Raw genomic sequence first — 22,162 nt, 5'->3', positions numbered from 1 at the left:
CCCGCACCTTGGTGCGGGGCTTTTTGTTGCCTGCAGTCGGCCCCTTGGTGAGGGTCGGGGCAGCGTCCAGGGGCCAGCAAGCAAAGAGCCCACCGCAAGGTGGGCTCTGTCATACGGGGCCTGCGTCCGGGATCACAGGAAGGGCAGGGCCAGGAACAGCTTGATCACCACAGCGTTGATGATGTCGATGAAGAAGGCTCCGACCATGGGCACCACCAGGAAAGCCAGGTGGGAGGGGCCGAAGCGCTGGGTAATGGCCTGCATGTTGGCAATGGCCGTGGGGGTGGCGCCGAGGCCGAAGCCGCAGTGACCCGCCGCCAGCACGGCCGCATCATAGTTGCGCCCCATGACCCGGAAGGTGACGAAGATGGCGTAGAGCGCCATCGCTACCGTCTGCACGGCCAGCAGGATGAAGATGGGCAGGGCCAGGCTTGCCAGCTCCCACAGCTTGAGGCTCATCAGCGCCATGGCGAGGAAGAGCGACAGGCTGACGTTGCCGAGCAGGGAGACCTCACGGTCGCTCACTTCGTGCCAGTTGAGCAGGGTGAGCAGGTTGCGCAGCAGCACGCCGACGAACAGCACGCAGACGAAGATCGGCAACTCGAAGACGCCGCCCTTGAGGTAGAGGGCCAGCATTTCGCCCCCTTTCAGGCTGATGGCGATGAGTGCCAGGGTCTCGATCAGGCTGAAGGTGGTGAGCGGGCGCTCCATGTCCGGCATCTCGAAGCCCTGGGGGGCGCCGTCACGGTTGTGCTCCTCACCGGGCACCTGCACTTTCTTCACCAGATAACGGGCCACCGGGCCGCCGATGAGGCCCCCCAGCACCAGGCCGAAGGTGGCACAGGCAATCGCCAGCTCGGCGGCGGATTGCACGCCGTATTTCTCGGTGAAGATGGAGCCCCAGGCCGCCCCGGTGCCGTGGCCGCCGGAGAGGGTGATGGAGCCGGCCAGCAGCCCCATGTGGGGATCCAGCCCCAGCAGGGTGGCCAGACCCACCCCCAGGGTGTTCTGCACCAGCAGCAGGCCGGTGACCACCAGCAGGAAGGTGGCCACCGCCTTGCCGCCGCGCTTGAGGCTGCCCAGATCGGCGGAGAGGCCGATGGAGGCGAAGAAGGTCAGCATCAGGGCCGTCTGCAGGCTGGTATCAAATTGCAGTTCGATCTGCAGGGTGGAACGCAGCACCAGCAGCACCAGGGCAACCACCAGGCCACCGGCCACGGGTTTGGGGATGTTGAAAGTGCGCAGGGGTCCTATCTTGTTGACCAGCAGGCGGCCAAGCAGCAGCACCAGGGTCGCGGCGACCAGGGTGGCGTAGGCATCAAGTTGTAGCATTCAGTGCTCCCATGTTGATCGGCTGTGTCTTTGGCGAGAAAGACTCACGGATCCAGCCGGGATGAAACAGAGTGGCGAACGCGCCAGTGACAGAGGGGCCGCAGCCCCGTCCCTCTGCAAAAGAGGGGGTCGACACGAGCCCGTGTTCGTCGGGCGTCCAGATGAGATTTGTGAAAAATCCGCCGGATACTAGCAAAAAACACCAAGTACATCCACATATGTCACATTAATGATTAAAACATGGTGTTAACATGGCATTTAAAACTGCCTTGCCGAGTGTGCTCCGGATCGCAACAATGCTGCTGCGGCTGTCATTTGCAGCGGCACTCTTTATAATTCGCCCGGTTCCGCCCCCACGGGAGGACACAGACCCTCAAGAGGTCTGCTGATGACCGATATTGAGCCCGCCCGCACCATCTGAAGGACGGGGGCTGTATCGGTTGAGCCCTGTTTGATTTGCCGGTTTCCAGTCCAGAGAGAGGAGAGGGTGTGAAGAAGTCCATCTACATTGCCTACACAGGCGGCACCATAGGGATGCAGCGTTCCGACCACGGTTATGTACCGATGGCGGGCTTCATGGAGGACTGTCTGGCACGGATGCCCGAGTTCCATCGACCGGAAATGCCCGATTACCATATCCACGAATATGCCCCCCTCATCGACTCTTCCGACATGACGCCGGCAGACTGGCAGCGCATCGCCGAGGATATCAAGGGCAACTACGACAAGTACGACGGTTTCGTCATTCTGCACGGCACCGACACCATGTCGTTCACCGCGTCTGCGCTCTCCTTCATGCTCGAAGATCTGCACAAGCCGGTCATCATCACCGGCTCCCAGATCCCCCTGGCCGAGCTGCGCTCGGACGGTCAGCAGAACCTGCTCAACGCCCTCTATATCGCGGCCAACTACCCGATCCACGAGGTGACGCTCTTCTTCAACAACCAGCTCTATCGCGGCAACCGCAGCAAGAAGGTGCATGCCGACGGCTTCCACGCCTTCGACTCGCCCAACTACCCGCCCCTGCTCAATGCCGGTATCGCCATCTCCCTGGAGGCAGGTGAGCTGGGCGTGCCGTGCGATCGCCCCCTGGTGCTGCACGACATCACCCCCCAGCCCATCGGGGTGGTGACCCTCTATCCGGGGATATCGGCGGAGGTGATAGCGAACATCCTGCAACAGCCGGTGCGTGCGCTGATCCTGCTCTCCTTCGGGGTGGGCAATGCGCCCCAGAACCCGGCCATGCTGGCGCTGCTCTCCGAGGCATCTGCCCGAGGCGTCATCATCGTCAACCTGAGCCAGTGCCTGCACGGCAAGGTCAACATGGGGGGCTATGCCACCGGCAACGCCCTCTCCCGTGCGGGAGTCATCTCGGGCTTTGACATGACCGCCGAGGCGGCGCTCACCAAGCTGCACTTCCTGCTGAGCCAGGATCTGCCGGCGCCGCGCATCCGCGAGCTGATGCAGCAGTCTCTGCGGGGTGAACTGACCCCCTGAGAAACTGTCCACGACCTTACTGCGAAGCCGTGGTCAAGGCTCATGTGCTGCTCGGAATCCTCACGTATATCTATACGCTCCGGTTCCTGCGCTGCTCTTCACCTTGCTGACGTCTTCTCGCGACAGGTCGTGAACAGCTGCTGACCTCCCTACCATGGGGGAGAGGGGAAAAGAGAGGGGAGCCATACTGGCTCCCCTTTTTAGTCGTGGCGGGCGGGTCAGTCTCAGTGGCTAAGGTCTACCCGTACTATCTCTTCCTCATCGCGATACTGGCGCTTGAGCTCGCTCTTGCTCTTCATCACGATCTCGCCGTCACGGCCGATGTTCATGTGCTCGGGGTTCTCAAGGTGCATCGCCTGCCAGGCCATCACGGCCTGCAGGGAAGTGGCCTTCTGCTCCTCGGTGAGGGGCTTGCCATCCGGCCATTTGCCGAGCTCGACCGCAGTCTTGAGCCGCTCGTACACCTCTTTGGGCATCTGCGCTATCGCTTGTTGAAACGTCACTTGCTGAGACGACATCCGGCCTCTCCTTGAAAATTGAGCCATGAACACGGGTTCCGGCGGGCAGATCCTGTCGGACTATACCGGTAGATCCTGGCGGACTACGCCAGCCATCTGCTCCATCACCCGTACTACCTGACAACTGTACCCGAACTCGTTGTCATACCACACGTAGAGCACGCAGTGATCCCCCTCGGCGATGGTGGCCTGGGAGTCGACGATGCCCGCAAAACGGGAGCCCACCATGTCGGAGGAGACCAGCTCGGTGCTGGCGCTGAAGTCGATCTGGCGATGCAGGGCCGAGCTCAGCGCCATCTGCTGCAGATAGGCGTTGAGGCTCTCCCGATCGGTGGTCTGTTCCAGCGACAGGTTGATGATGGCCAGGGACACGTTGGGTGTGGGCACCCGGATGGCGTTGCCGGTCAACTTGCCCTTGAGCTCCGGCAGCGCCTTGGCCACCGCCTTGGCGGCACCGGTGCTGGTCATCACCATATTGAGGGCTGCGCTGCGACCGCGGCGCTCGCCCTTGTGATAGTTGTCGATGAGGTTCTGATCGTTGGTGTAGGAGTGGACCGTCTCCACGTGGCCATGGCGGATGCCGTACTTGTCCTGCATCACCTTGAGCACCGGGGTGATGGCGTTGGTGGTGCAGGAGGCGGCGGAGACTATCTTGTCATCCGGACCTATCACCTCGTGGTTGACCCCGAACACCACGTTCTTCATCTCCCCCTTGCCGGGGGCGGTCAGCAGTACCCGGGCGGCGCCGCGGGCCCTGAGGTGCTCGGACAGGCCCGCCTCGTCACGCCAGACGCCGGTGTTGTCAACGATCAGCGCATTGTCGATGCCGTAGGCGGTGTAGTCGATGTCGGCCGGGCTGTTGGCGTAGATCACCTGGATGAAGGTGCCATTGGCGATGATGGCGCTGCGTTCCACATCCACCTCGATGGAGCCGTTGAAGGGGCCGTGCACCGAATCGCGGCGCAGCAGGCTGGCACGCTTCTCCAGATCCCCGTCGCGACCGCCGCGCACCACGATGGCGCGCAGGCGCAGGGAGTTGGCGGCGCCGGTGCGCTCGATGAGCAGACGGGCCAGCAGGCGGCCGATGCGACCGAAGCCGTAGAGCACCACGTCGGTCGGGGCGGGCACGGCACTGCGGTTCAGGGCCGGTGCCAGCTTGGCGCGCAGATAGTCCTCGATGCCGGCTTCATCCTGGTGATCCTGCCAGTAGCCCACGGCCAGTTTGCCGAGATCGACTTCGGCGGCGGTCGGGTTCAGGGCCAGGATGGCTTGCAGCAGGGGAAAGCTCTGTTGGATAGGGAGGGGGGCTCCCTGGTGGCGGCGAACGACCCGGTGGGCCTTGAGGATATCGATGGTGGAGGCGTTTTGCAGGGGGCGTCCGTAGAGGGTGATCTCTATCCCTTGCTGTCGGTAGAGGCGACCTATCAAGGGTTGCATGGCTTCGGCGAGCTCCTGGCTCTCCTGCCACGCCTGCAAGTAGTGCTCGTGGGTCATTAACCAGATCCTTTTATTTCACGTTGTTGAAGCAAGTTGCCTGGGCAAATTGAAATTCGTCGAAGGCAGATCAGTGTAGGGCTGATGGTTTCGTTATATTATTCTGCAATCGCGGCCTTATACGGCGCGCGCATTGTAATGGATATGTAGCCTGTTTGCTAGTTGGCGGTGGCCGGTGCGGGTTGCGATTGTTATCAACCAGATGTGAACCATGACCCTATTCTCACAGCGTCCGTTACTGCTTTCCCTCGCTTGTTGCCTGACGTTGACGGCCTGCGACGACGACAGGATCCACAACATCTGCTCCCAATATCCCGCCCTGTGCGCGGACCTGGTGGACGACGGCTGGTGTCGCTATGAGCGCAGCGACGTCATTCGCGGTCGTTACTATCTCCAGGAAGAGGGGACGGACAGGCGCAAGTACGATCTGATGCGCGGCCTGGAGCGTTATCTGCAGTGCGCCGAGCACTCCACCAACATCGAGTACAAGCGGGCCAGGGAGCAGAAGAGCCCCAGAGTGGAAGGGATGCTGGCCGCCGGCCGTCAACTGGAACAGCTGGATGCGCAAACCCGGAACTCCCGGGATCCCTACCTGCTGCTCTGGCACTGGACCAACAACACCAGTCCCGAGGCCCGCGCCAGCTTCCTCGCGCAGGAGGGGACGCCGAGCCTCGAGGAGCCCGAGCTGCAACTGGCGCTCGGCGGCATCTATGCCAAGAGCGAGCCCGAGAAGGCCATCAGGCTGATGCACCATGCGCTCTCCCTCTATCGGGAGGGGGACAAGGTCAACAGCCGGATCCTCACCGCCCTCAGCACCCTCTACATGGGGCAGAAGCGATTTGATCAGGCCTATCTGTGGGGCAAGGTGAGCGAGTCATTCCAGGAGAGCCCCGAGGTCTCCGCCACCCGGCTCGGCATTTACCATGCCATCGGCAAGGAGGAGCAGGAGACGCTGGACGACCAGGCGGCCACCATCGTCGATGCACTCAGGCAGGGGAGCTACCGCACACCATGAATTCGACCCTGACAGAGGTCCGGGAGTGGGCCCATCCCTTCGATATCCGTCTCGTGCACGGCCAGATCCGCGGCGAGGACAGGGTGCTTGAACGGGCCACGGTGAGGGCCGTGGTGATGCGTGGTGATCGACTGCTGCTGGTGCACTCCCGCGTCAACGGGGATCTCATGTTCCCCGGTGGCGGCATCGAGCACGGGGAGGCGCACGATGCGGCCCTGGCCAGGGAGCTGCGGGAAGAGTGTGGCGCCGAGCTGGTGGCCGTGGGCCCCCTGCTGGGAGAGACCCGGGAGTATCGTGCCGCGCGCGAGCCGGATTACGATGCCTACTGCATCCGATCGTCCTATTACCTCTGCCGGGTCGGGGAGGACTGGAGTGCGCCGCGCCCCCAGCCCTACGAGATCCGCCTCGGCTTCACGCCGGGCTGGTTCCCCCTGGCCGAGGCCCTGCAGACCAACAAGACCCAGCTGGCGGGTCCCTGTCCCCAGTGGACGGCGCGAGAGACCCGGGTGCTGGCAGAGTTGCACCGCTGGCAAGCGTCCGGCTTGCTGACCTGACAAGGCCGCTTGCCCCATAAAAAAACCGCCTGTCGGCGGTTTTTTTATGGCTGTCCCCGGCGTCAGGGGAGACAGACCGGGCAGAAGGCGTAGGTGCCCTGGGGATCGTTGAAGCGGGTCAGCGGGTCCAGACCGCGGTTCATCTCCAGCAGCGCCTTGCCAAGCCCGGCGGGCAGCCAGCTTTGCAGGTGCGGGGCCAGCGCCTGGGCGCTGCTGTCAAACAGCTCGCGCAGGAACTTGTCCCTGGCCGACTCTTCCGGTGCGATGGGGGTGACCTGCCAACTTTTGAGGTTGGCGAGATCGGCGGCCGCCTTGAGGGCGTCATCCAGATTGCCGAACTCGTCCACCAGCCCCAGTGCCTTGGCATCCTGCCCGGTCCAGACCCGGCCTTCGGCGGCTTTTTCCGCCTCTTCCGGGCTAAGGCCCCGGCCCTTGCCCACCAGGCCGACAAAGCGCTGATAGGTGTCTTCCACGCTCAGTTGAATGGCTTCACCCACGTGATCCGGCAGGGCACGGGTCAGCCCGACCCCCACGAAGTCGGTGGTGCCGACGCCGTCGGTGTGTACCCCGTACTGGGAGAGCGCCTTGTCGATGGTGGCGAACATGCCGAACACCCCGATGGAACCGGTGAGGGTGGTGGGGGAGGCGAAGATCTTGTCCGCATCGGCGGAGATCCAGTAGCCACCGGAGGCGGCGTAGCTGCCCATGGAGATGACCACCGGCTTGCCTGCCTGTTTCAGGGCCAGCAATTCGGCGCGGATCTGCTCGGCCGCAAAGGCGCTGCCGCCGGGGCTGTCCACTCGCAGCACCACGGCTTTCACCTGATCGTCACGGCGGGCCTCGGCCAGCAGATCGGCAAGGCTGTCGCCGCCAATGGTGCCGGCAGGCTGGACGCCATCCATGATGGCGCCGCTGGCGGTGATGAGGCCTACCTCATCCTTGCCGCTCTGGGGGTACTGTTCCGGGATGGCGGCCAGATACTCTTTCAGGCCCACGCCCTTCCAGCCGTGATCATCGGCCTCGCCCACTTCCTTGATCACCGCCTGGGTCATCTCGTCGCGGGTGGCGAGCTGATCCACCAGACCGTTGTCGAGGGCGTAACTGGCCGCATTGCCGCCGGCCTTGCGCAGCAGTTCGAGGAAGTGATCCTTGTTCGGTGCGACGGCATCCGGCTCGATCTCCCGCTGCTCCGCCACGTCGGCCACATAGGATTGCCATAGCTGATCCAGCCAGCGCTGGTTCGCCTCCTTGCTCTCGGGGGACATCTCGTCCCGGGTGTAGGGCTCGACGAAGGACTTGTAGGTGCCGACCTTGAAGACGTGCGGGGTGATATTGAGCTTCTCCAGCGCCGACTTGAAATAGGTCTGGTAGACACCCAGCCCCTCGATCAGCACGGCACCACTCTGGTTGAGCAGCACGTGGTCGGCGTGGGCGGCGAGCAGATAGGCCCCCTGGCTGTAGTAGTCCGCCATGGCGATGACCGGCTTGCCGCTCTCCTTGAAGGCGTCGATGGCGGCCGTCACCTCCTGCAGTTTGGAGAGGCTGGCCCCTTGCAGACCCTGGGGCTTGATCACCAGTGCCTTGATGCGATCGTCATTCCCCGCGCTCTTGATGGCCCACAGCAGATCGGAGAGGACGATTTCGCTTGGCTGCTCGTCCCCCTTGTCCATCTGCCTGAGCAGTTGCACCGTGGGATCGGTCTGGGTGCGCTGTTCTACCAGCACACCGGAGAGATTGAGGGTGAGCGCCCCCTCGATGGGGGTGCTTGGGGTCTCGCTCTGGCTGACGCTGAAGACAATGACCAGCACGACGAGAAGAAACAGCAGGTTGACCAGCATCAAGCGGGTAAAGTTGAGCAGGCGCCAGAGGCTGCGAAAGAGCCATCCCAGACCTTTGAAAATAGACATAGCTGCGTTGTCGCCCTGTTAATGGGTTGAGAGCAGCCATTATTAACCAGTTGCGCAGCCAATTGCCATTTCCCCTTGAGTCGACTGCCCCCCGCCACTTCGGAACACGGCTGTTCGCTGAAAAAATGTCCAAACATTTGTTTGAAAAAGAGTTTTCGATTCTTTACTCTAGCTCCAGTTTGATAACAAAAAATTAACTGAAAGGCCCGATGAGCCGGCCCCACCTCCACCTACCCCTTCTTTTTACTGCCCGTCACCCGAGGCAGCCAGGAAGGCTGGAGCATGACCCCGTGCACATCGACCTCGACAAGGAGTGCATCATGAGCCGTTATCCCACGCTGCTGACCCCCCTCGATCTGGGTTTTACCCAGTTGCGCAACCGCGTACTGATGGGGTCCATGCACACCGGCCTCGAGGAGGAAAAGGGGGGCTTTGACAAGCTGGCCGCCTTCTATGGTGAGCGGGCCCGTGGCGGGGTCGGTCTCATCGTGACCGGCGGTATCGCCCCCAATTTGCGGGGGCGGCTGGTGCCCCACGGCTCCCAGCTGAGCTTTCCCTGGCAGGTAGCCAAACACCGCAAGGTGACCGAGGCAGTGCACCGGGAAGGGGGCAAGATAGCGCTGCAGATCCTTCATGCGGGCCGCTACGCCTACCATCCGTTCAGCCTGGCGCCGAGCGCCCTCAAGGCTCCCATCTCCCCGTTCAAGCCGCGGGCCATGAGCGAGCGGCAGATCCGCGGCACCATCCGCGACTTCGCCGCCACTGCGGCGCTGGCCAAGGCGGCCGGTTATGACGGGGTCGAAGTGATGGGGTCGGAAGGCTATCTCATCAACCAGTTCATCTGCGAACGCACCAACAAGCGCACCGATGGCTGGGGCGGCAGCAGCGAAAACCGCATGCGCTTCCCGGTGGAGATTGTCCGCGCCATCCGTGAGCGGGTGGGCACGGATTTCATCATCATCTTCCGCCTCTCCATGCTGGATCTGGTGGAGCAGGGCTCCTCCCTTGAGGAAGTGATCGCACTTGGTCGGGCACTAGAGCAGGTGGGGGTGACCCTCATCAACACCGGTATCGGCTGGCACGAGGCGCGCATTCCCACCATCGCCACCAGCGTGCCGCGCGGTGCCTTCAGCTGGGTGACCGCCGAGCTGAAAAAGCACCTCAAGGTGCCCCTCATCACCACCAACCGCATCAACACCCCCGAGGTGGCGGAGCGCATCCTGGCGGGCGGCGAGGCGGACATAGTCTCCATGGCGCGCCCCTTCCTGGCGGACCCCGAATTCGTCATCAAGGCGGCTGAAGACAGGGCGGACGAGATCAACACCTGCATCGCCTGCAACCAGGCCTGCCTCGACCACGTGTTCAAGCAAAAGCGTGCCTCCTGCCTGGTCAATCCCCGCGCCTGTTTCGAGACCGAGTTGACGTTTGGCCGGGTGCCCCAGCCCAAGAAGCTGGCGGTGGTGGGGGCGGGTCCTGCGGGGCTGGCGTTTGCCTGCTACGCCGCCGAGCGGGGCCATCAGGTAAGCCTGTTCGATCAGGCGAGCGAAATCGGCGGCCAGTTCAACTTTGCCAAGCAGATCCCGGGCAAGGAGGAGTTTCACGAGACCCTGCGCTACTTCGCCAAACGGCTTGAGAAGTGCGGCGTCGAGCTCTATCTGGGCCAGCGCCAGAGTGCTGAGAGCCTCTTGGGCGGCGGTTTTGACGAGGTGATCCTCGCCACCGGCATCCGCCCGCGCACTCCCAACATTCCGGGTATCGAGCACCCCAAGGTGTTGAGCTACCTCGATGTCTTACGTGATCACAAGCCGGTGGGCGAGAAGGTGGCGGTGATCGGCGCCGGCGGTATCGGCTTCGATGTGGCCGAATACCTGGTGGAAAAGAGAGGATCGCCGGATGCTGAAAACCATCGCGATCACTGGCTCAAGGAGTGGGGTATCGACAAGCAACTGGGTGAGCGCGGCGGCCTGACTACCCCCGAAATCGATGCCCCCGAGCGCCAGATCTGGTTGCTCCAGCGCAAGGAGAGCAAGGTGGGCGACGGCCTTGGCAAGACCACCGGCTGGATCCATCGCACCGTGCTCAAGAATCGCAAGGTGCAGATGCTCTCCGGCGTCCAGTACCTGCGTATCGACGATGCCGGGCTTCACATCCAGGTGGGCGACCAACAGCAGTGCCTGCCGGTGGATCAGGTGATCATCTGTGCCGGACAGGAACCCCTCAAGGAGTTGCAGGCTGGTCTGCAGGCTGCTGGCAAGCCGGTGCACATCATCGGCGGTGCCGACGTGGCCGCCGAGCTGGATGCCAAACGCGCCATCCGGCAAGGGGCGGAGCTGGCTGCCGTCATCTAGCCTCCCGACCCTTTCGTATCCTGACAAACCCCTGAACCCCAGGGGTTTTCTTCATCCAGTGCTGTGCTAAGGTAGCTCCATCATCGCCTTTGACAAGGAACTGCCCCATGGATGCCCTCCATCTGTTACTCAATCGCCACTCCTGTGGTCGTCTGGCCGAGCCTGCCCCGAGTGGCGAAGTGCTCGACAATATCCTCAAGGCCGGGCTGCGGGCGCCGGATCACGGCACTCTGACCCCCTGGCAGTTCATCCTGTTCGAAGGGGAGGGGCGTGAGCGCCTGGGGACATTGCTGGCCGATGCCGCCCATGCCCGTGGCGAGGATGCGGACAGTGTCGAGAAGTGCCGCGCCGCGCCACTGCGTGCTCCCCTGGTGATCGCGGTGGCGACCCGTTATCAGGCGCACCCCAAGGTACCGAAACTGGAGCAGGAGCTCTCTGCCGGTTGCGCCCTGATGGCGATGCAGATGGCGGCCCAGGCCCAGGGCTTCAACGGCATCTGGCGTTCCGGCTGGTTCATCTTCGACGAGCAGATCCATGGTGCACTGGGGCTGGCACCGGAGGATCAACTGGTGGGCTTCCTCTACCTTGGCACCCCCATGCTGGAGGCCCGCAAGCTGCGCGAGTTGCCCATTCAGGACTTCGTGCGCAGCTTCTGAAGCACAGAACGCCAAAAGCCCTGATTATTCAGGGCTTTTTTGTTTTCTGACAAAGCCGTCAGGCTGTACTGATAAATACGCACTTGCCAAGAGGGTAGAAGGGGGTTGGCCGGACATTTTTTGAATTGTGAGAGATTCTTCTCACTCCTGGTTTATTACGCTATGTAAAACGTTTGCGCCACGTTATTATCCCACTGCCAGTTTAGAAGGTGACCCCTTCTAATTTTCTGCGATGAGAGTCGCAATTCCGTAGCACCTTTTTAGAGCCCAACGTCTTGATGACATTGGGCTTCATTTTTTGCGGGATCGGCACGTCAGCGTTCTTTCTCCTCTGCCTCTTCTCTACCTCACCCGGCCTCTTTGTGGCGATCTTTTGCACAGTCATTGATGTGGCCTCGATTGGAATCAGGATCAGGTTCAAATATCCTGCATTTGTAGGTGAAATCCGGCCCGGGATCCGCCAGCATCGGCAGAGACAAGAGAGTCAGAGGCTTCCCTTTGACATCGACTGTCCGCACCTTTGCCATCCGGAGGCCATATGTGGTTCAACCGCAAGCTTGAAAAAGAGAATCAACAGCTCAGGGAGGCGATGCTTCTCAAAGAGCAGCAGCACCAGAGCGAGCTGGCCGAATTGCGTGCCACCATCGGTGAATACGAGCACATGCAGCGCACTAGCCGGGAACGTGGCGATCTCTTCAATCAGGTGATCTCCTGCCAGAATCAGGGAGGTGAGATGCTGCAGAGCGTGCGGGAAGCGCTGGCCGGCAGTGCCGAACACCTGATGGCGGAAAAGGGAGCGCTCTGCGAGCTGGATCAGCTCTTTGCCCAGACCCGTGGCGCCATCACCCGTCTCTCCGATCGCGCCCATGCCATCACGGATGAGGCGGCTCGCAGCCTCGCAGCCGTCCATCAGCTCGATGCCAGCACATCCGCCATCAACCAGTTCGTGACCGCCATCCAGGGCATTTCGGATCAGACCAACCTGCTGGCACTCAATGCGGCCATCGAGGCGGCCAGGGCCGGTGAAGCTGGTCGAGGATTCGCCGTGGTCGCCGATGAGGTGCGTCAGCTGGCGAGCAAGGCTCATGAAGCCAGCAGCCAGATCGAGGTGCTGGTCAGGCAGATAGTGGCCCAGGCGCAGGAGATCAAGTCCATCATCGATGACAACCAGGCCAGTGCCGCCGAGGTGGCGACCTCCTCCTCCCAGATCGATGTGGTGGTGACCCAGGTGCTGGCACAATCAGGCCGGATGCAGCAGGTGATCCACAGCGCGGCCTCCACCTCCTTCCTCAATACCACCAAGCTGGATCACGCCGTCTGGAAGAACACCATCTATCGGCTCATCGATCAGCAGCATTTTCACGAGCCGGTGAGCGACCACGCTCAGTGCAGGCTGGGCAAATGGTATTTCGAGGGGCAGGGTGCCGAGCTCTTCGCCCACAAGCCGGGCTTTCGTGAACTGGACGGGCCCCACAAGCGGGTCCATGAGAGCGGCAAGGCCGCCCTGCACGCGCGCGAGCAGGGGGATATCAAAAGCATGGTCGAGCAGCTCAAGACCATGGAAAACGCCAGCATGCAGGTGGTGCACTGGATCGACCGCTTGCTGGAAAGCGCCTGAGCGAGCCTCGGGCCTTCCGCTCAACCTTTGACTGGCAGCAGCCGTGCCGGGTTGCCTGCCACCCTGGCACCGGCCGGTACATCTCTGGTCACGACCGAGCCCGCACCCACGACGGCTTCCCGCCCTATGGTGACGCCGGGCAGCAGAATGGCGCCGCCGCCTATCCAGACCCTGTCTTCGATGGTGACCGGCAGCGCCGTCTCAACCCCCTGAATGCGCTCATTGGCGTCCAGCGCATGGGCGGCGGTGTAGACCTGCACGTTCGGCCCAATCATCACCTCGGCACCGATGTGAATGGGGGCATTGTCCAGCAGGGTGGCCCCCATGTTGATGTAGCTACCCTTGCCAAGGTGGATGTGGCGGCCATAGGTGCAGTAGAAGGGTGGGCAGATGAAGGCACCCTGTGCCAGCTCGCCGACGATCTGCAGCAGCAGCGCCAGCTGTTCATCCTCCTCGTCGCTACGATTGAAGCGGCGGTACAGGCGGGCCGTCTCCCGGCGCAACAGCTCCAGCTCTGGCGCTATGCAGTTGTAAGGCTGGTTGGCGATCATCTTCTCGTATTCGGTCATGGCTGGGCCTCGATGGGGTGGAGGAAGAGAGGATAAGCCATCGGGGGGCAGAGAAGCGTGAGGCTCTCCCCAGAGTGGGCAGAAGGAGAACGGCGTCCGGAAACGACAAGGGCACCCTGGGGTGCCCTTGTCGTTCAGCGACCTAAGTGTTGCCGCCGTGGCTTGTTGTTTATCAGCCGAGTTTGCGGCCGATGGGTTGGTTGCCACAGTAGCTTGTTGCTTATCAGCCGAGTTTGCGGCCGATGGGTTGGCAGCCACCGTGGCTTGTTGCTTATCAGCCGAGTGTGCGGCCGATGGGTTGGCAACTGCCGTGGCTTGTTGCTTATCAGCCGAGTTTACGGCCGATGGGTTGGCAGCCACCGTGGCTTGTTGTTTATCAGCCGAGTGTGCGGCTGATGGGTTGGCAACTGCCGTGGCTTGTTGCTTATCAGCCGAGTTTGCGGCCGGAGAGGCGGCACCACTCTTCCTTCACCGCAGTCGGGTCCATCTCGAACCACTGGCCATAGATGGTCTCCAGCTCTGGCGCCTGGCTTTCCAGCACGCCGGAGAGGGCCATCAGGCTGCCCGCCTTGCCGTGGCCGGCGATAAGCGGCGCCAGCTCCCGCAGCGGGCCGGCCAGGATGTTGGCGACCACCACGTCCGCTTCGACGTCTTGCGGTTGATCCTCCGGCAGGTAGAGTTCAATTTGGTCGGCTACGCCATTTCGCTCGGCGTTGTCACGGCTGGCCTGGATGGCCTGAGGATCGATGTCGATACCGATGACACGGGCGGCCCCCAGTTTCAGGGCGGCGATGCCGAGGATGCCGGAGCCGCAACCAAAGTCGACTACGGTTTTGCCGGCCAGATCCAGCCCGTCCAGCCACTGCAGGCAGAGCGCCGTGGTGGGGTGGGTACCGGTACCGAAGGCCAGGCCCGGGTCCAGCATGACGTTGACCGCATCGGGGTTCGGCACGTCGCGCCAGCTCGGACAGATCCAGAGCCGCTCGCCGAACTGCATGGGGTGGAAGTGATCCATCCACTCGCGCACCCAGTCCTTGTCTTCCAGCTGTTCGACCTTGTAGCCCACGTCTTCACCGAAGATCTGCTGGAAGAAGGTGATGGTGGGAGCCGGATCGGTTTCGGCATCGAACAGTCCCATTACTTCGGTCTCGCCCCAGAGCGGGGTTTCACCGGGCATGGGCTCATAGACGGGCACATCCTTGGCATCCATAAAGGTCACCGCCTGGGCCCCACGCCCCAGCAGCATGTTGCTCACCTTGTCTGCGGTCTTGGCAGTGGCGTTGATTCGAATTTGTATCCAGGGCATGGCGTCGGCTCTTCATAAATGTGAAACCGCGGGATTCTATCATCATGGGCCCGTGCTGTCGTGGTTTGACCATGGCCTCATGGGGAAGGGAGGTAACTCTGCCAAGTTGGCACGGTTAATGTATTCCTTCATGGGTGACGGGAAGCAACTTGTTCCCGCTGAATGCTTTGCTCTATGAAGTTCCGTCATCTTTTTTCAGCCACCTTCGGGTGGCTTTTTTTATGCCGGTGCGCTGAAAAGCGGTTAATTGGGAGGGAAAAGCAGAGATTGGCACGCTATCTGCAAAGTTACAGATGTCCTGCATAAGGATATGTGTGTGATTGTTACCCCAACGTTCAGGTTTTTAGGGCCATCCCGACGGGATGGCCTCTTTTTTATGGTTTTTTCGGGAGAGATGCCCCGTCAGGGACAAAGGTCACCTGCGGGGCTGTGCACTCTTGGGGCTTGTCACTGGTGATTTCACCCCATGATGGTGCATTTATTTACCTACAAGGGAATAGTCAGGACGACGATACCCGCTCTGGCGGCACCTCAGCGATGGAAACCGCTCATGTCGATCACCAGCTTGCCCACCATGCGACCCGCTTCCAGTTCGGCATGAGCCCGGGCCAGGGTGAGGGGCGTCAGTTCGGGCACCACCTTGCTGAGGGTGGTCTTGAGCACCCCTTCATCGATCAGGGCCGCGACCCGGCCGAGCAGGTTGTGCTGCTCGATCATGTCCGGGGTCTGGAACAGGGAGCGGGTAAATATGAACTCCTGGCTGAAGGTGACGCTCTTGGGTTTGAGCAGACCCAGATCCCAGGGGTCACTGGACTCGGCGATGGTGCAGATGTGGCCAAACGGACGGATGAGGCTGGCCATGGTGTTCCAGTGCTGCTCGGTGGCGTTGGTGCAGAAGATGGCATCCACCTCGCTGATGCCGAGCGCCTTGAGCTCCGCCTGCAGATGGTGATGGCTCACCACCTGGTGGGCCCCCATGTCCAGGCACCACTCCCGTGTTTCGGGGCGCGATGCGGTGGCGATCACCTCCATGCCGGTGAGCTGGCGGGCGAGCTGGATGGCGATGGAACCGACTCCACCGGCGCCCCCGATGATCAACAGTCGCCCGGTGCTTTCGCGGGTGAGGCTCATGCGCTCGAACAGGGTTTCCCAGGCGGTGATGGCGGTGAGCGGCAGGGCGGCAGCTTCCAGATCGGTCAGGGTGACTGGGGCGATGGCGGCAATGCGCTCGTCCACCAGTTGCAGGGCGCTGTTGCTGCCCGGGCGGCTGATGTCGCCGGCATACCAGACCCTGTCACCGGCCTTGAACAGGGTGACGTCGCTACCGACGGCGATCACCTCGCCCACGGCGTCCCAGCCCAGCACGCGGGGGCTGCTTTCGACCTTGTCCTTGGGGGCGCGTACCTTGGTGTCGACCGGATTGATGGAGGTGGCGTTGACCCGTACCAGCAGATCCCGCGGGCCCGGTGTCGGATCGGGCAGATCGCTCTCGATGAAGCAGTGGGGGTGGTTGCTTGGCAGATAGTGAGTCAGGGCGATGGCTTTCATGGCTTCTCCTTTCAAATAGCAGTGTTCGGGATTGCCACTCACTCTAGTCTGGATGATTATCAAGATTAAGATGGGTAATTGGTAAAGACTGTTTGAATATATGAACAATGTCGAACTGGAGTTGATGGGACTGTTCGCCACCGTGGTGGAGCAGGGGAGCTTCACCGGAGCGGCCGAGGTGCTCGGCATGCCCAAGTCCTCGGTGAGCCAGAAGATCTCGCGCCTCGAATCCCGGCTCGGGGTGAGGTTGCTGCAACGCACCACCCGCAGGCTCAGCCTGACGCCCCAGGGGGAGGTCTATGTGGCCCATTGTCAGGAGCTGCTGGCACTGGCGCGCAGCGCCAATCTGGCGATGGCGCGGTTGCGCGCGGCTCCTGGAGGGCGGGTGCGGATCACTGCTCCCGAAGCCACGGGAACCTTGCTGCTTGGTAGGATACTGGCCGAATTTCGCGCCCTCTACCCCGAGGTGGTGCTGGAGCTGACCCTTTGCGATGAACAGCTGGATCTGGTGGGGGAAGGTTACGATCTGGCGCTGCGGGCGGCGCCGCTGAAAGATTCCAGCCTCATCTGCCGGCGCATCGGCCAGGTGGCGCGCCATCTGGTGGCATCTCCCGGTTACCTGGCGGCCAACGGGACGCCGCTCCAACTCTCGGAGCTGGCCGGACACGCCTGCCTGGTACATGGCTCCTTGCCGGTGTGGCCATTGCAGGAGGGGGGCTGGCGCCCTCGCGGGGCCTGCCAGAGCAACAGCCTGTTGGCGCTGCGGGAGCTGGCACTCCATGACGGGGGGATTGCCCTGCTGCCGGCCCATGTCTGCGGCGACGATCTGGCGGCGGGGCGACTGCTCAAGGTGCTGCCGGATCTCCTGGTTCCGGTGAACCCCTTCTATCTCATCTACCCGAGCCGGGAACACCTGGCCCCCGCCCTTCGCAGCCTGATGGACTTCGTGGCCGAGCGTCTTCCCTTTGCCTGATCACTGGTGCTGGCCAAGGGGAGCCTGAGCCGGTTCGAGACCGAGCGGGACCGACTGGCGTTCCGCCAGCATGCGGATCTGCCCTTCGATGAGGCCGGCATGGGGGCCGAGCACCAGCACCAGCTGATGTTCGTTGAGCACGACCCAGGAGAGGCAGCCCAGTCTGGCCAGGCAGGATTGATCCACCAGGGCCATGTCGCGAACCCGCAGGCTGAGGCGGGTCAGGCAGACGCTCATGGCCTGCAGGTTGTCCATGCCCCCCAGCATCTTGAGGTACTGGATAGCCAGCATCTGGGGATCGGTGGGGGCCACGGTCGCGAGCCGGGAGAGATCCTCGGCGATGGGCTTGCCCGGCAGACTGAGGGGGGCGTGTTCCAGCAGCCGGGAGAAGAGCAGGGCATAGACGACGAAGAAGAGGATGCCCAGGGGGATGAGCCAGAAGCTGTGCAGACCGGCGTGGTAGCTCAGCACCAGATCCAGCAATCCGGCAGAAAAGTAGCTGCCCACCTGGATGTCGAGCCCGCTGCAGATGGCCAGCGACAGCCCGGTCAGCAGGGCATGGGCCAGAAATAGCCAGGGAGCGGTGAAGGCAAACAGGAACTCGATGGGCTCCGTGATGCCCACCAGTGCCGAGGTGAGCGCCAGGGTGAGCAGCAGCCCTCCCTGGGGCAGTTGCTGCATCCGCTGGCGATGGATCCAGATGGCAAAACAGGCACCGGGCAGGCCGAACATGATGACCGGATAGAGCCCGGCCACATAGCCTTCATGCAGTGGCTGGGCGGTCGAGAGGGCTTGCAGGTTGCTCTCCCCGAGCCCGATGAGGCTGCCCAGCACCTGGTGCAGACCGAGGGGGATCAGCAGCCGGTTCAGCACGCCGTAGCAGAAGGCGCCAAATGGCGTGGTGAGCAGATCGGAGGCGAGCAGGGTGAGCCCCTGTTCCAGCAGCGGCCAGAGGATGGAGAGGGGGATCACCAGCAGCAGGCAGGCCAGCGCCGAGAGCAACATGCCCGGCAGATCTTCCTGCAGGGGGCGCAACCAGCCCGGCAGCCGCAGAGCGCGGGCCCGGGAGCAGACCATGGCGGTGACGAGCCCGGCCAGCAGGCCGCAGATCATGTCCGCATGCAGCCCGGGCACCAGGGTGCCCAGCGCCGAGCTCAGCAGCAGGAAGTTGACCGCACCGGCGAGCGCCTGAGCTCCTTGCCCCTGGCGACTCAACCCGAAGGCGATGGCCACCGCATAGATGAGCGGCATCTGGCTGAACAGGGCGCGACCGGCGAGGGAGAGCACGGCGAGATCCAGCACGTCCGGCTGGCCGAGCCGGTGGAGCAGGGCGGCCAGGGGCAGGATGGAGACGGGCAGCAACAGGGCATAGCCGAGGCGCTGCAAGGACTGGGTCAGGATCTTTCTGGCGTTCTGGACTGGCATGGGGGCACGGTATTTGTGACGTGGCGCACATTTTACCCGTGAGCCCCCATTTGGGAATAGGCGAGCCTTCCTTTATTGATCCTTTTCTTAATTTTGATCAAACAATCGACGGACACGCTGATCCGGGGCAGGAGTGAGCAGGCTGACCAGGACAAAGGCTGCCAGGCCAAGGGTCAGGCTCGGGACGATGGCGTGCAGGCCGGCCACCTTGATCCCCCACTGGCTCAAGGTACCGTAACAGAGGATGCCGCAGACCATGCTGGCCAGGGCTCCCGGGCCGTTGGCCCTGGACCAGTAGAGGCCGAGCACCAGGGGCCAGAGGAAGACCGCCTGCAGGCCGCCGAAGGCGAGCAGGTTGAGCCAGATGATCATCTCGGGGGGCTGGAGCGCCGCCAGCAGCACCAGGGTACCCAGGATCAGAGTGCAGAGCAGGGAGAGGCGCGGCACCCGGACCTCCAGCTTCTCCTGCCTGGGGTTGAGGTAATTGAGGTAGAGATCTTTCACCAGGGTGGCGGAGGCCTGGATCAGCTGGGAGTCGATGGTGGACATGATGGCCGCCATGGGGGCGGCCAGGAAGACCCCGGCCAGCCAGGGGGGGAGCACCTCCATCATCAGGGAGGGCATGATCTTGTCCGGGCTGTCCATGCCGGGCAGGATGGCGCGGCCCAGTGCCCCGGCCAGGTGCATGCCGAACATCAGCAGGGCGCAGACGATGGTGCCGATGAGGATGCCCCGGTGCAGCGCCTTGCTGTCCCGGTAGCCAAAGCAGCGCAGCGCCGAGTGGGGCAAGCCCACCACCCCGATGCAGACCAGCACCCAGAAGCTCAGCATGAAGGGCTGGGTCAGCATGTCGCCAGCCCCCTGGGGGCTCACCAGCTTGGGATCTATCTCCTTGAGCTGGTGGACAAGATTCGGCAACCCGTCACCGGCGATGAGGATGCCCGCCAGCAGGGCGCCAGTGCCGATGAGCATGACGATGCCCTGCAGGGCATCCGTCATCACCACGGCGCGAAAGCCGCCGATCACCGTGTAGAGCAGCACGCAACTGGCAAACAGGAAGAGCCCCTGCTGATAGCTGAGGCCGGTCGCCGTTTCCAGCAGGCGGGCGCCGCCGATGAACTGCACCACCATGGTGGCGATGAAGGCGAGGATGATGGTGACCGAGCCCAGCACGACCACCGCCCTGCTCTGGTAGCGGGCCCACAGCATGTCGTTGATGGTCACCGCGTTGACCCGGCGGGCGATGATGGCGAACTTCTTGCCAAGCACCCCCAGAGTGAGCCAGACGGTGGGCAACTGGATCATCGCTAGCAATACCCAGCCGAGGCCGACCTTGTAGGCGGCACCCGGCCCGCCGATGAAGGACGATGCAGAGGTATAAGTGGCCACCAGGGTCATGGCGAGCACCAGCCCCCCCATGCTGCGGTTGCCGATGAAGTACTCCTGCATGAAGTTGCCGCCGGTCCGGTGGCGACTGGCCCAGAAACCGACCCCCAGTACCAGCACCAGGTAGATGCAGAGCGGCAGCATCAGCTCAAGATTCATGGGGTGGTACCTCGCTATCCAGGGGAATATCGACAAACAGGCGATCCACCATGAGGGCGCAGAGGCCGATGAACAGCAGCGGCATCAGGATGCAACTGAGCAGGAACCAGAGAGGCAGGTCCCACAGCTCGAGATCCTCGGGGATGAAATAAGCCGAGCCATACCAGGCGACAAAGTAGAGCAGGGTCAGCAGCAGGCAGAAGGCTGCTTCCCGACGGGCGAGTGCGAAACGGTTCACTGTGGCCTCCGACGAGTGAGCGGGGCGCAAGAATAACAAAAAAGGGCCATGTCGCCATGGCCCTTTTTTACGTTGGCGATCCGGGTGGATCACGCAATATCCCGATGAAAGGGGTCTTTGCAGACCCGACTTCTTGTGCAGGTAGTGGCTGTTCTGTGTTGCCACCGTGCTCAATGGGTCGGGCCTCAAGCCATTACAGACCCAACTTCTTGTGCAGGTGGTGGCTGCTCTGTGCTGCCACCGTGCTCAATGGGTCGGGTCTCAAGCCATTACAGACCCAACTTCTTGTGCAGGTAGTGGATGTTGGTGCCACCGTGCTGGAAGTTTTCGTCCTTCATGATCTCTTTTTGCAGGGCGATGTTGGTCTTGATCCCTTCCACCACCAGCTCGTCGAGGGAGTGACGCATGCGGGCGATGGCCACGTCGCGGTTCTCCCCGTAGCAGATCAGCTTGCCGATCATGGAGTCGTAGTAGGGGGGGACCTTGTAACCCGCATAGATGTGGGATTCCCAGCGCACGCCCAGGCCGCCCGGCGCGTGGAAGCGCTGGATGAGACCGGGAGAGGGCAGGAAGGTGGCCGGATCTTCGGCATTGATCCGGCACTCGATGGCGTGGCCACGGATGCGGATGTCCTGCTGGGTGATCGACAGGGGCTGACCGGCGGCAATGCGCAGCTGCTCCTTGATGAGGTCGACGCCGGTGACCATCTCGGTGACCGGATGTTCCACCTGGATACGGGTGTTCATCTCGATGAAATAGAACTCGCCGTTCTCGTACAGGAACTCGAAGGTACCCGCACCGCGGTAGCCGATCTCGAGACAGGCGCGCACACAGCGCTCACCGATGAACTTGCGCATCTCCTCGGTGATGCCGGGGGCCGGCGCCTCTTCCACGACCTTCTGGTGACGGCGCTGCATGGAGCAGTCCCGCTCACCCAGATAGAGGGCGGTACCCTGACCGTCAGCCAGCACCTGGATCTCGATGTGGCGCGGATTCTCCAGGTACTTCTCCATGTAGACCATGTCGTTCTTGAAGAACTGGCCCGCTTCGGATTTGGTCAGCGCGATGGCGGAGGCCAGTTCGGCCTCGTTGCGCACCACGCGCATGCCGCGACCACCACCGCCACCGGCGGCCTTGATGATCACCGGATACCCGATCCGCTTGGCGATGGCGGCGTTGCGCTTGGCATCGTTGTCCACCGGGCCGTCGGAGCCGGGTACGCAGGGCACGCCCGCCTTCTTCATCGCCTCGATGGCAGAGACCTTGTCACCCATCAGGCGAATGGTCTCGGCGCGCGGGCCGATGAAGATGAAGCCGGATTTCTCGACCACTTCGGCGAAGTCGGCATTCTCGGAGAGGAAGCCGTAGCCCGGGTGGATGGCGACGGCACCGGTCACCTCGGCGGCGGCGATGATGGCCGGCACATTGAGGTAGGACTCACCGCTGGCAGGTTTGCCGATGCAGATGGTTTCGTCCGCCAGGAGCACATGCTTGAGCTCCCGATCGGCAGTGGAGTGAACGGCCACTGTCTTGATCCCGAGCTCTTTGCAGGCGCGCAGGATCCGCAGGGCAATTTCACCGCGGTTGGCGATGACAACTTTGTCCAACATGGGTGGCAT

At 62.6% G+C, this 22,162-nt stretch carries 18 protein-coding genes; 7 read left to right on the top strand and 11 right to left on the bottom strand.

Annotation, left to right across the window (positions count from 1 at the left end):
• Positions 1-132: 132 nt before the first annotated feature.
• The gene (gltS, locus tag AB5Y59_RS15470; RefSeq protein ID WP_041215692.1) at positions 133-1,332 is read right to left on the bottom strand and encodes a sodium/glutamate symporter; all 1,200 of its coding nucleotides are present in this window, start codon (positions 1,330-1,332) and stop codon (positions 133-135) included.
• Positions 1,333-1,821: 489 nt separating this feature from the next.
• On the opposite strand from gltS, the gene ansA reads away from it, so the two are divergent.
• A complete protein-coding gene (gene ansA, locus AB5Y59_RS15465) occupies positions 1,822-2,829 on the top strand; it encodes an asparaginase (RefSeq protein ID WP_010675424.1) in 1,008 nt (335 codons plus the stop codon).
• Between the two features lie 224 nt (positions 2,830-3,053).
• On the opposite strand, the gene AB5Y59_RS15460 is transcribed toward ansA, so the two are convergent.
• Both AB5Y59_RS15460 and AB5Y59_RS15455 read right to left on the bottom strand, forming a co-directional pair.
• On the bottom strand, positions 3,054-3,347 hold the full coding sequence (locus AB5Y59_RS15460) for a YeaC family protein (RefSeq protein ID WP_010675423.1): 294 nt from the start codon (positions 3,345-3,347) through the stop codon (positions 3,054-3,056).
• 60 nt (positions 3,348-3,407) lie between these two features.
• Positions 3,408-4,841: a glyceraldehyde-3-phosphate dehydrogenase gene (locus tag AB5Y59_RS15455; RefSeq protein ID WP_139738048.1), complete on the bottom strand. Its 1,434-nt coding sequence runs from the start codon at positions 4,839-4,841 to the stop codon at positions 3,408-3,410.
• 211 nt (positions 4,842-5,052) lie between these two features.
• Between AB5Y59_RS15455 and AB5Y59_RS15450 the strand changes: the two genes are divergently transcribed.
• Entirely contained in the window at positions 5,053-5,856 is an 804-nt protein-coding gene (locus tag AB5Y59_RS15450) for a DUF2989 domain-containing protein (protein WP_139738047.1), read from the top strand.
• Positions 5,853-6,410: an NUDIX domain-containing protein gene (locus AB5Y59_RS15445; RefSeq protein ID WP_103243631.1), complete on the top strand. Its 558-nt coding sequence runs from the start codon at positions 5,853-5,855 to the stop codon at positions 6,408-6,410. Before AB5Y59_RS15450 ends, AB5Y59_RS15445 begins: the two co-directional genes overlap by 4 nt.
• Positions 6,411-6,472: 62 nt before the next feature.
• Here AB5Y59_RS15445 and sppA read toward each other — a convergent pair whose 3' ends face one another.
• Positions 6,473-8,317, bottom strand: a complete 1,845-nt coding sequence (gene sppA, locus AB5Y59_RS15440; RefSeq protein WP_103243630.1) for a signal peptide peptidase SppA — start codon at positions 8,315-8,317, stop codon at positions 6,473-6,475.
• A 320-nt stretch (positions 8,318-8,637) separates the two neighbouring features.
• Between sppA and AB5Y59_RS15435 the strand changes: the two genes are divergently transcribed.
• The 3 genes from AB5Y59_RS15435 to AB5Y59_RS15425 all read left to right on the top strand — a co-directional run bounded on the left by AB5Y59_RS15435 (position 8,638) and on the right by AB5Y59_RS15425 (position 12,939).
• Positions 8,638-10,665 carry an FAD-dependent oxidoreductase gene (locus AB5Y59_RS15435; protein WP_368212282.1) on the top strand — a complete coding sequence of 676 codons (2,028 nt, stop codon included), beginning with the start codon at positions 8,638-8,640 and terminating at the stop codon, positions 10,663-10,665.
• 107 nt (positions 10,666-10,772) lie between these two features.
• Positions 10,773-11,321: an NAD(P)H nitroreductase gene (locus AB5Y59_RS15430; protein ID WP_010675416.1), complete on the top strand. Its 549-nt coding sequence runs from the start codon at positions 10,773-10,775 to the stop codon at positions 11,319-11,321.
• 538 nt (positions 11,322-11,859) lie between these two features.
• Entirely contained in the window at positions 11,860-12,939 is a 1,080-nt protein-coding gene (locus tag AB5Y59_RS15425; RefSeq protein ID WP_368212280.1) for a methyl-accepting chemotaxis protein, read from the top strand.
• A 20-nt stretch (positions 12,940-12,959) separates the two neighbouring features.
• Here the strand turns inward: AB5Y59_RS15425 and AB5Y59_RS15420 are convergent, their stop codons facing one another.
• From AB5Y59_RS15420 to AB5Y59_RS15410, 3 genes are all read right to left on the bottom strand, one after another.
• Positions 12,960-13,508, bottom strand: coding sequence for a sugar O-acetyltransferase (locus tag AB5Y59_RS15420; RefSeq protein ID WP_368212279.1), 549 nt, complete (start codon positions 13,506-13,508; stop codon positions 12,960-12,962).
• 427 nt (positions 13,509-13,935) lie between these two features.
• Positions 13,936-14,814, bottom strand: a complete 879-nt coding sequence (gene prmA / locus AB5Y59_RS15415; RefSeq protein WP_221436636.1) for a 50S ribosomal protein L11 methyltransferase — start codon at positions 14,812-14,814, stop codon at positions 13,936-13,938.
• A gap of 531 nt (positions 14,815-15,345) precedes the next feature.
• On the bottom strand, positions 15,346-16,362 hold the full coding sequence (locus AB5Y59_RS15410; protein ID WP_368212277.1) for a zinc-binding alcohol dehydrogenase family protein: 1,017 nt from the start codon (positions 16,360-16,362) through the stop codon (positions 15,346-15,348).
• Positions 16,363-16,462: 100 nt separating this feature from the next.
• On the opposite strand from AB5Y59_RS15410, the gene AB5Y59_RS15405 reads away from it, so the two are divergent.
• Positions 16,463-17,335, top strand: coding sequence for a LysR family transcriptional regulator (locus AB5Y59_RS15405; RefSeq protein ID WP_042014452.1), 873 nt, complete (start codon positions 16,463-16,465; stop codon positions 17,333-17,335).
• On the opposite strand, the gene AB5Y59_RS15400 is transcribed toward AB5Y59_RS15405, so the two are convergent.
• The 4 genes from AB5Y59_RS15400 to accC form a co-directional block, all read right to left on the bottom strand.
• The gene (locus tag AB5Y59_RS15400; protein WP_104452427.1) at positions 17,336-18,760 is read right to left on the bottom strand and encodes a PTS transporter subunit EIIC; all 1,425 of its coding nucleotides are present in this window, start codon (positions 18,758-18,760) and stop codon (positions 17,336-17,338) included. It lies immediately after the preceding gene.
• Positions 18,761-18,847: 87 nt separating this feature from the next.
• Positions 18,848-20,305, bottom strand: a complete 1,458-nt coding sequence (gene panF, locus AB5Y59_RS15395) for a sodium/pantothenate symporter (protein WP_042883223.1) — start codon at positions 20,303-20,305, stop codon at positions 18,848-18,850.
• The gene (locus tag AB5Y59_RS15390; RefSeq protein ID WP_039040309.1) at positions 20,295-20,543 is read right to left on the bottom strand and encodes a YhdT family protein; all 249 of its coding nucleotides are present in this window, start codon (positions 20,541-20,543) and stop codon (positions 20,295-20,297) included. The genes panF and AB5Y59_RS15390 overlap by 11 nt, the downstream gene beginning before the upstream one ends.
• A gap of 269 nt (positions 20,544-20,812) precedes the next feature.
• Positions 20,813-22,153: an acetyl-CoA carboxylase biotin carboxylase subunit gene (accC, locus tag AB5Y59_RS15385; RefSeq protein ID WP_039040308.1), complete on the bottom strand. Its 1,341-nt coding sequence runs from the start codon at positions 22,151-22,153 to the stop codon at positions 20,813-20,815.
• Between the last annotated feature and the right edge of the window lie 9 nt (positions 22,154-22,162).

The sequence above is a fragment of the Aeromonas sp. s10 genome (assembly GCF_040907975.1).
GTDB classification, from domain to species: domain Bacteria; phylum Pseudomonadota; class Gammaproteobacteria; order Enterobacterales; family Aeromonadaceae; genus Aeromonas; species Aeromonas caviae.
Note: the sequence above shows the minus strand (reverse complement) of the source record. Positions and strands in the feature narration are given on the sequence as shown.

What these genes read in the sequence shown, in the direction of transcription:
- gltS (WP_041215692.1), bottom strand. Translation starts at nt 1,332, where the DNA reads ATGCTACAACTTGATGCCTACGCCACCCTGGTCGCCGCGACCCTGGTG.
- AB5Y59_RS15460 (WP_010675423.1), bottom strand. Translation starts at nt 3,347, where the DNA reads ATGTCGTCTCAGCAAGTGACGTTTCAACAAGCGATAGCGCAGATGCCC.
- AB5Y59_RS15455 (WP_139738048.1), bottom strand. Translation starts at nt 4,841, where the DNA reads ATGACCCACGAGCACTACTTGCAGGCGTGGCAGGAGAGCCAGGAGCTC.
- AB5Y59_RS15450 (WP_139738047.1), top strand. Translation starts at nt 5,053, where the DNA reads ATGACCCTATTCTCACAGCGTCCGTTACTGCTTTCCCTCGCTTGTTGC.
- AB5Y59_RS15445 (WP_103243631.1), top strand. Translation starts at nt 5,853, where the DNA reads ATGAATTCGACCCTGACAGAGGTCCGGGAGTGGGCCCATCCCTTCGAT.
- sppA (WP_103243630.1), bottom strand. Translation starts at nt 8,317, where the DNA reads ATGTCTATTTTCAAAGGTCTGGGATGGCTCTTTCGCAGCCTCTGGCGC.
- AB5Y59_RS15435 (WP_368212282.1), top strand. Translation starts at nt 8,638, where the DNA reads ATGAGCCGTTATCCCACGCTGCTGACCCCCCTCGATCTGGGTTTTACC.
- AB5Y59_RS15430 (WP_010675416.1), top strand. Translation starts at nt 10,773, where the DNA reads ATGGATGCCCTCCATCTGTTACTCAATCGCCACTCCTGTGGTCGTCTG.
- AB5Y59_RS15425 (WP_368212280.1), top strand. Translation starts at nt 11,860, where the DNA reads ATGTGGTTCAACCGCAAGCTTGAAAAAGAGAATCAACAGCTCAGGGAG.
- AB5Y59_RS15420 (WP_368212279.1), bottom strand. Translation starts at nt 13,508, where the DNA reads ATGACCGAATACGAGAAGATGATCGCCAACCAGCCTTACAACTGCATA.
- prmA (WP_221436636.1), bottom strand. Translation starts at nt 14,814, where the DNA reads ATGCCCTGGATACAAATTCGAATCAACGCCACTGCCAAGACCGCAGAC.
- AB5Y59_RS15410 (WP_368212277.1), bottom strand. Translation starts at nt 16,362, where the DNA reads ATGAAAGCCATCGCCCTGACTCACTATCTGCCAAGCAACCACCCCCAC.
- AB5Y59_RS15405 (WP_042014452.1), top strand. Translation starts at nt 16,463, where the DNA reads ATGAACAATGTCGAACTGGAGTTGATGGGACTGTTCGCCACCGTGGTG.
- AB5Y59_RS15400 (WP_104452427.1), bottom strand. Translation starts at nt 18,760, where the DNA reads ATGCCAGTCCAGAACGCCAGAAAGATCCTGACCCAGTCCTTGCAGCGC.
- panF (WP_042883223.1), bottom strand. Translation starts at nt 20,305, where the DNA reads ATGAATCTTGAGCTGATGCTGCCGCTCTGCATCTACCTGGTGCTGGTA.
- accC (WP_039040308.1), bottom strand. Translation starts at nt 22,153, where the DNA reads ATGTTGGACAAAGTTGTCATCGCCAACCGCGGTGAAATTGCCCTGCGG.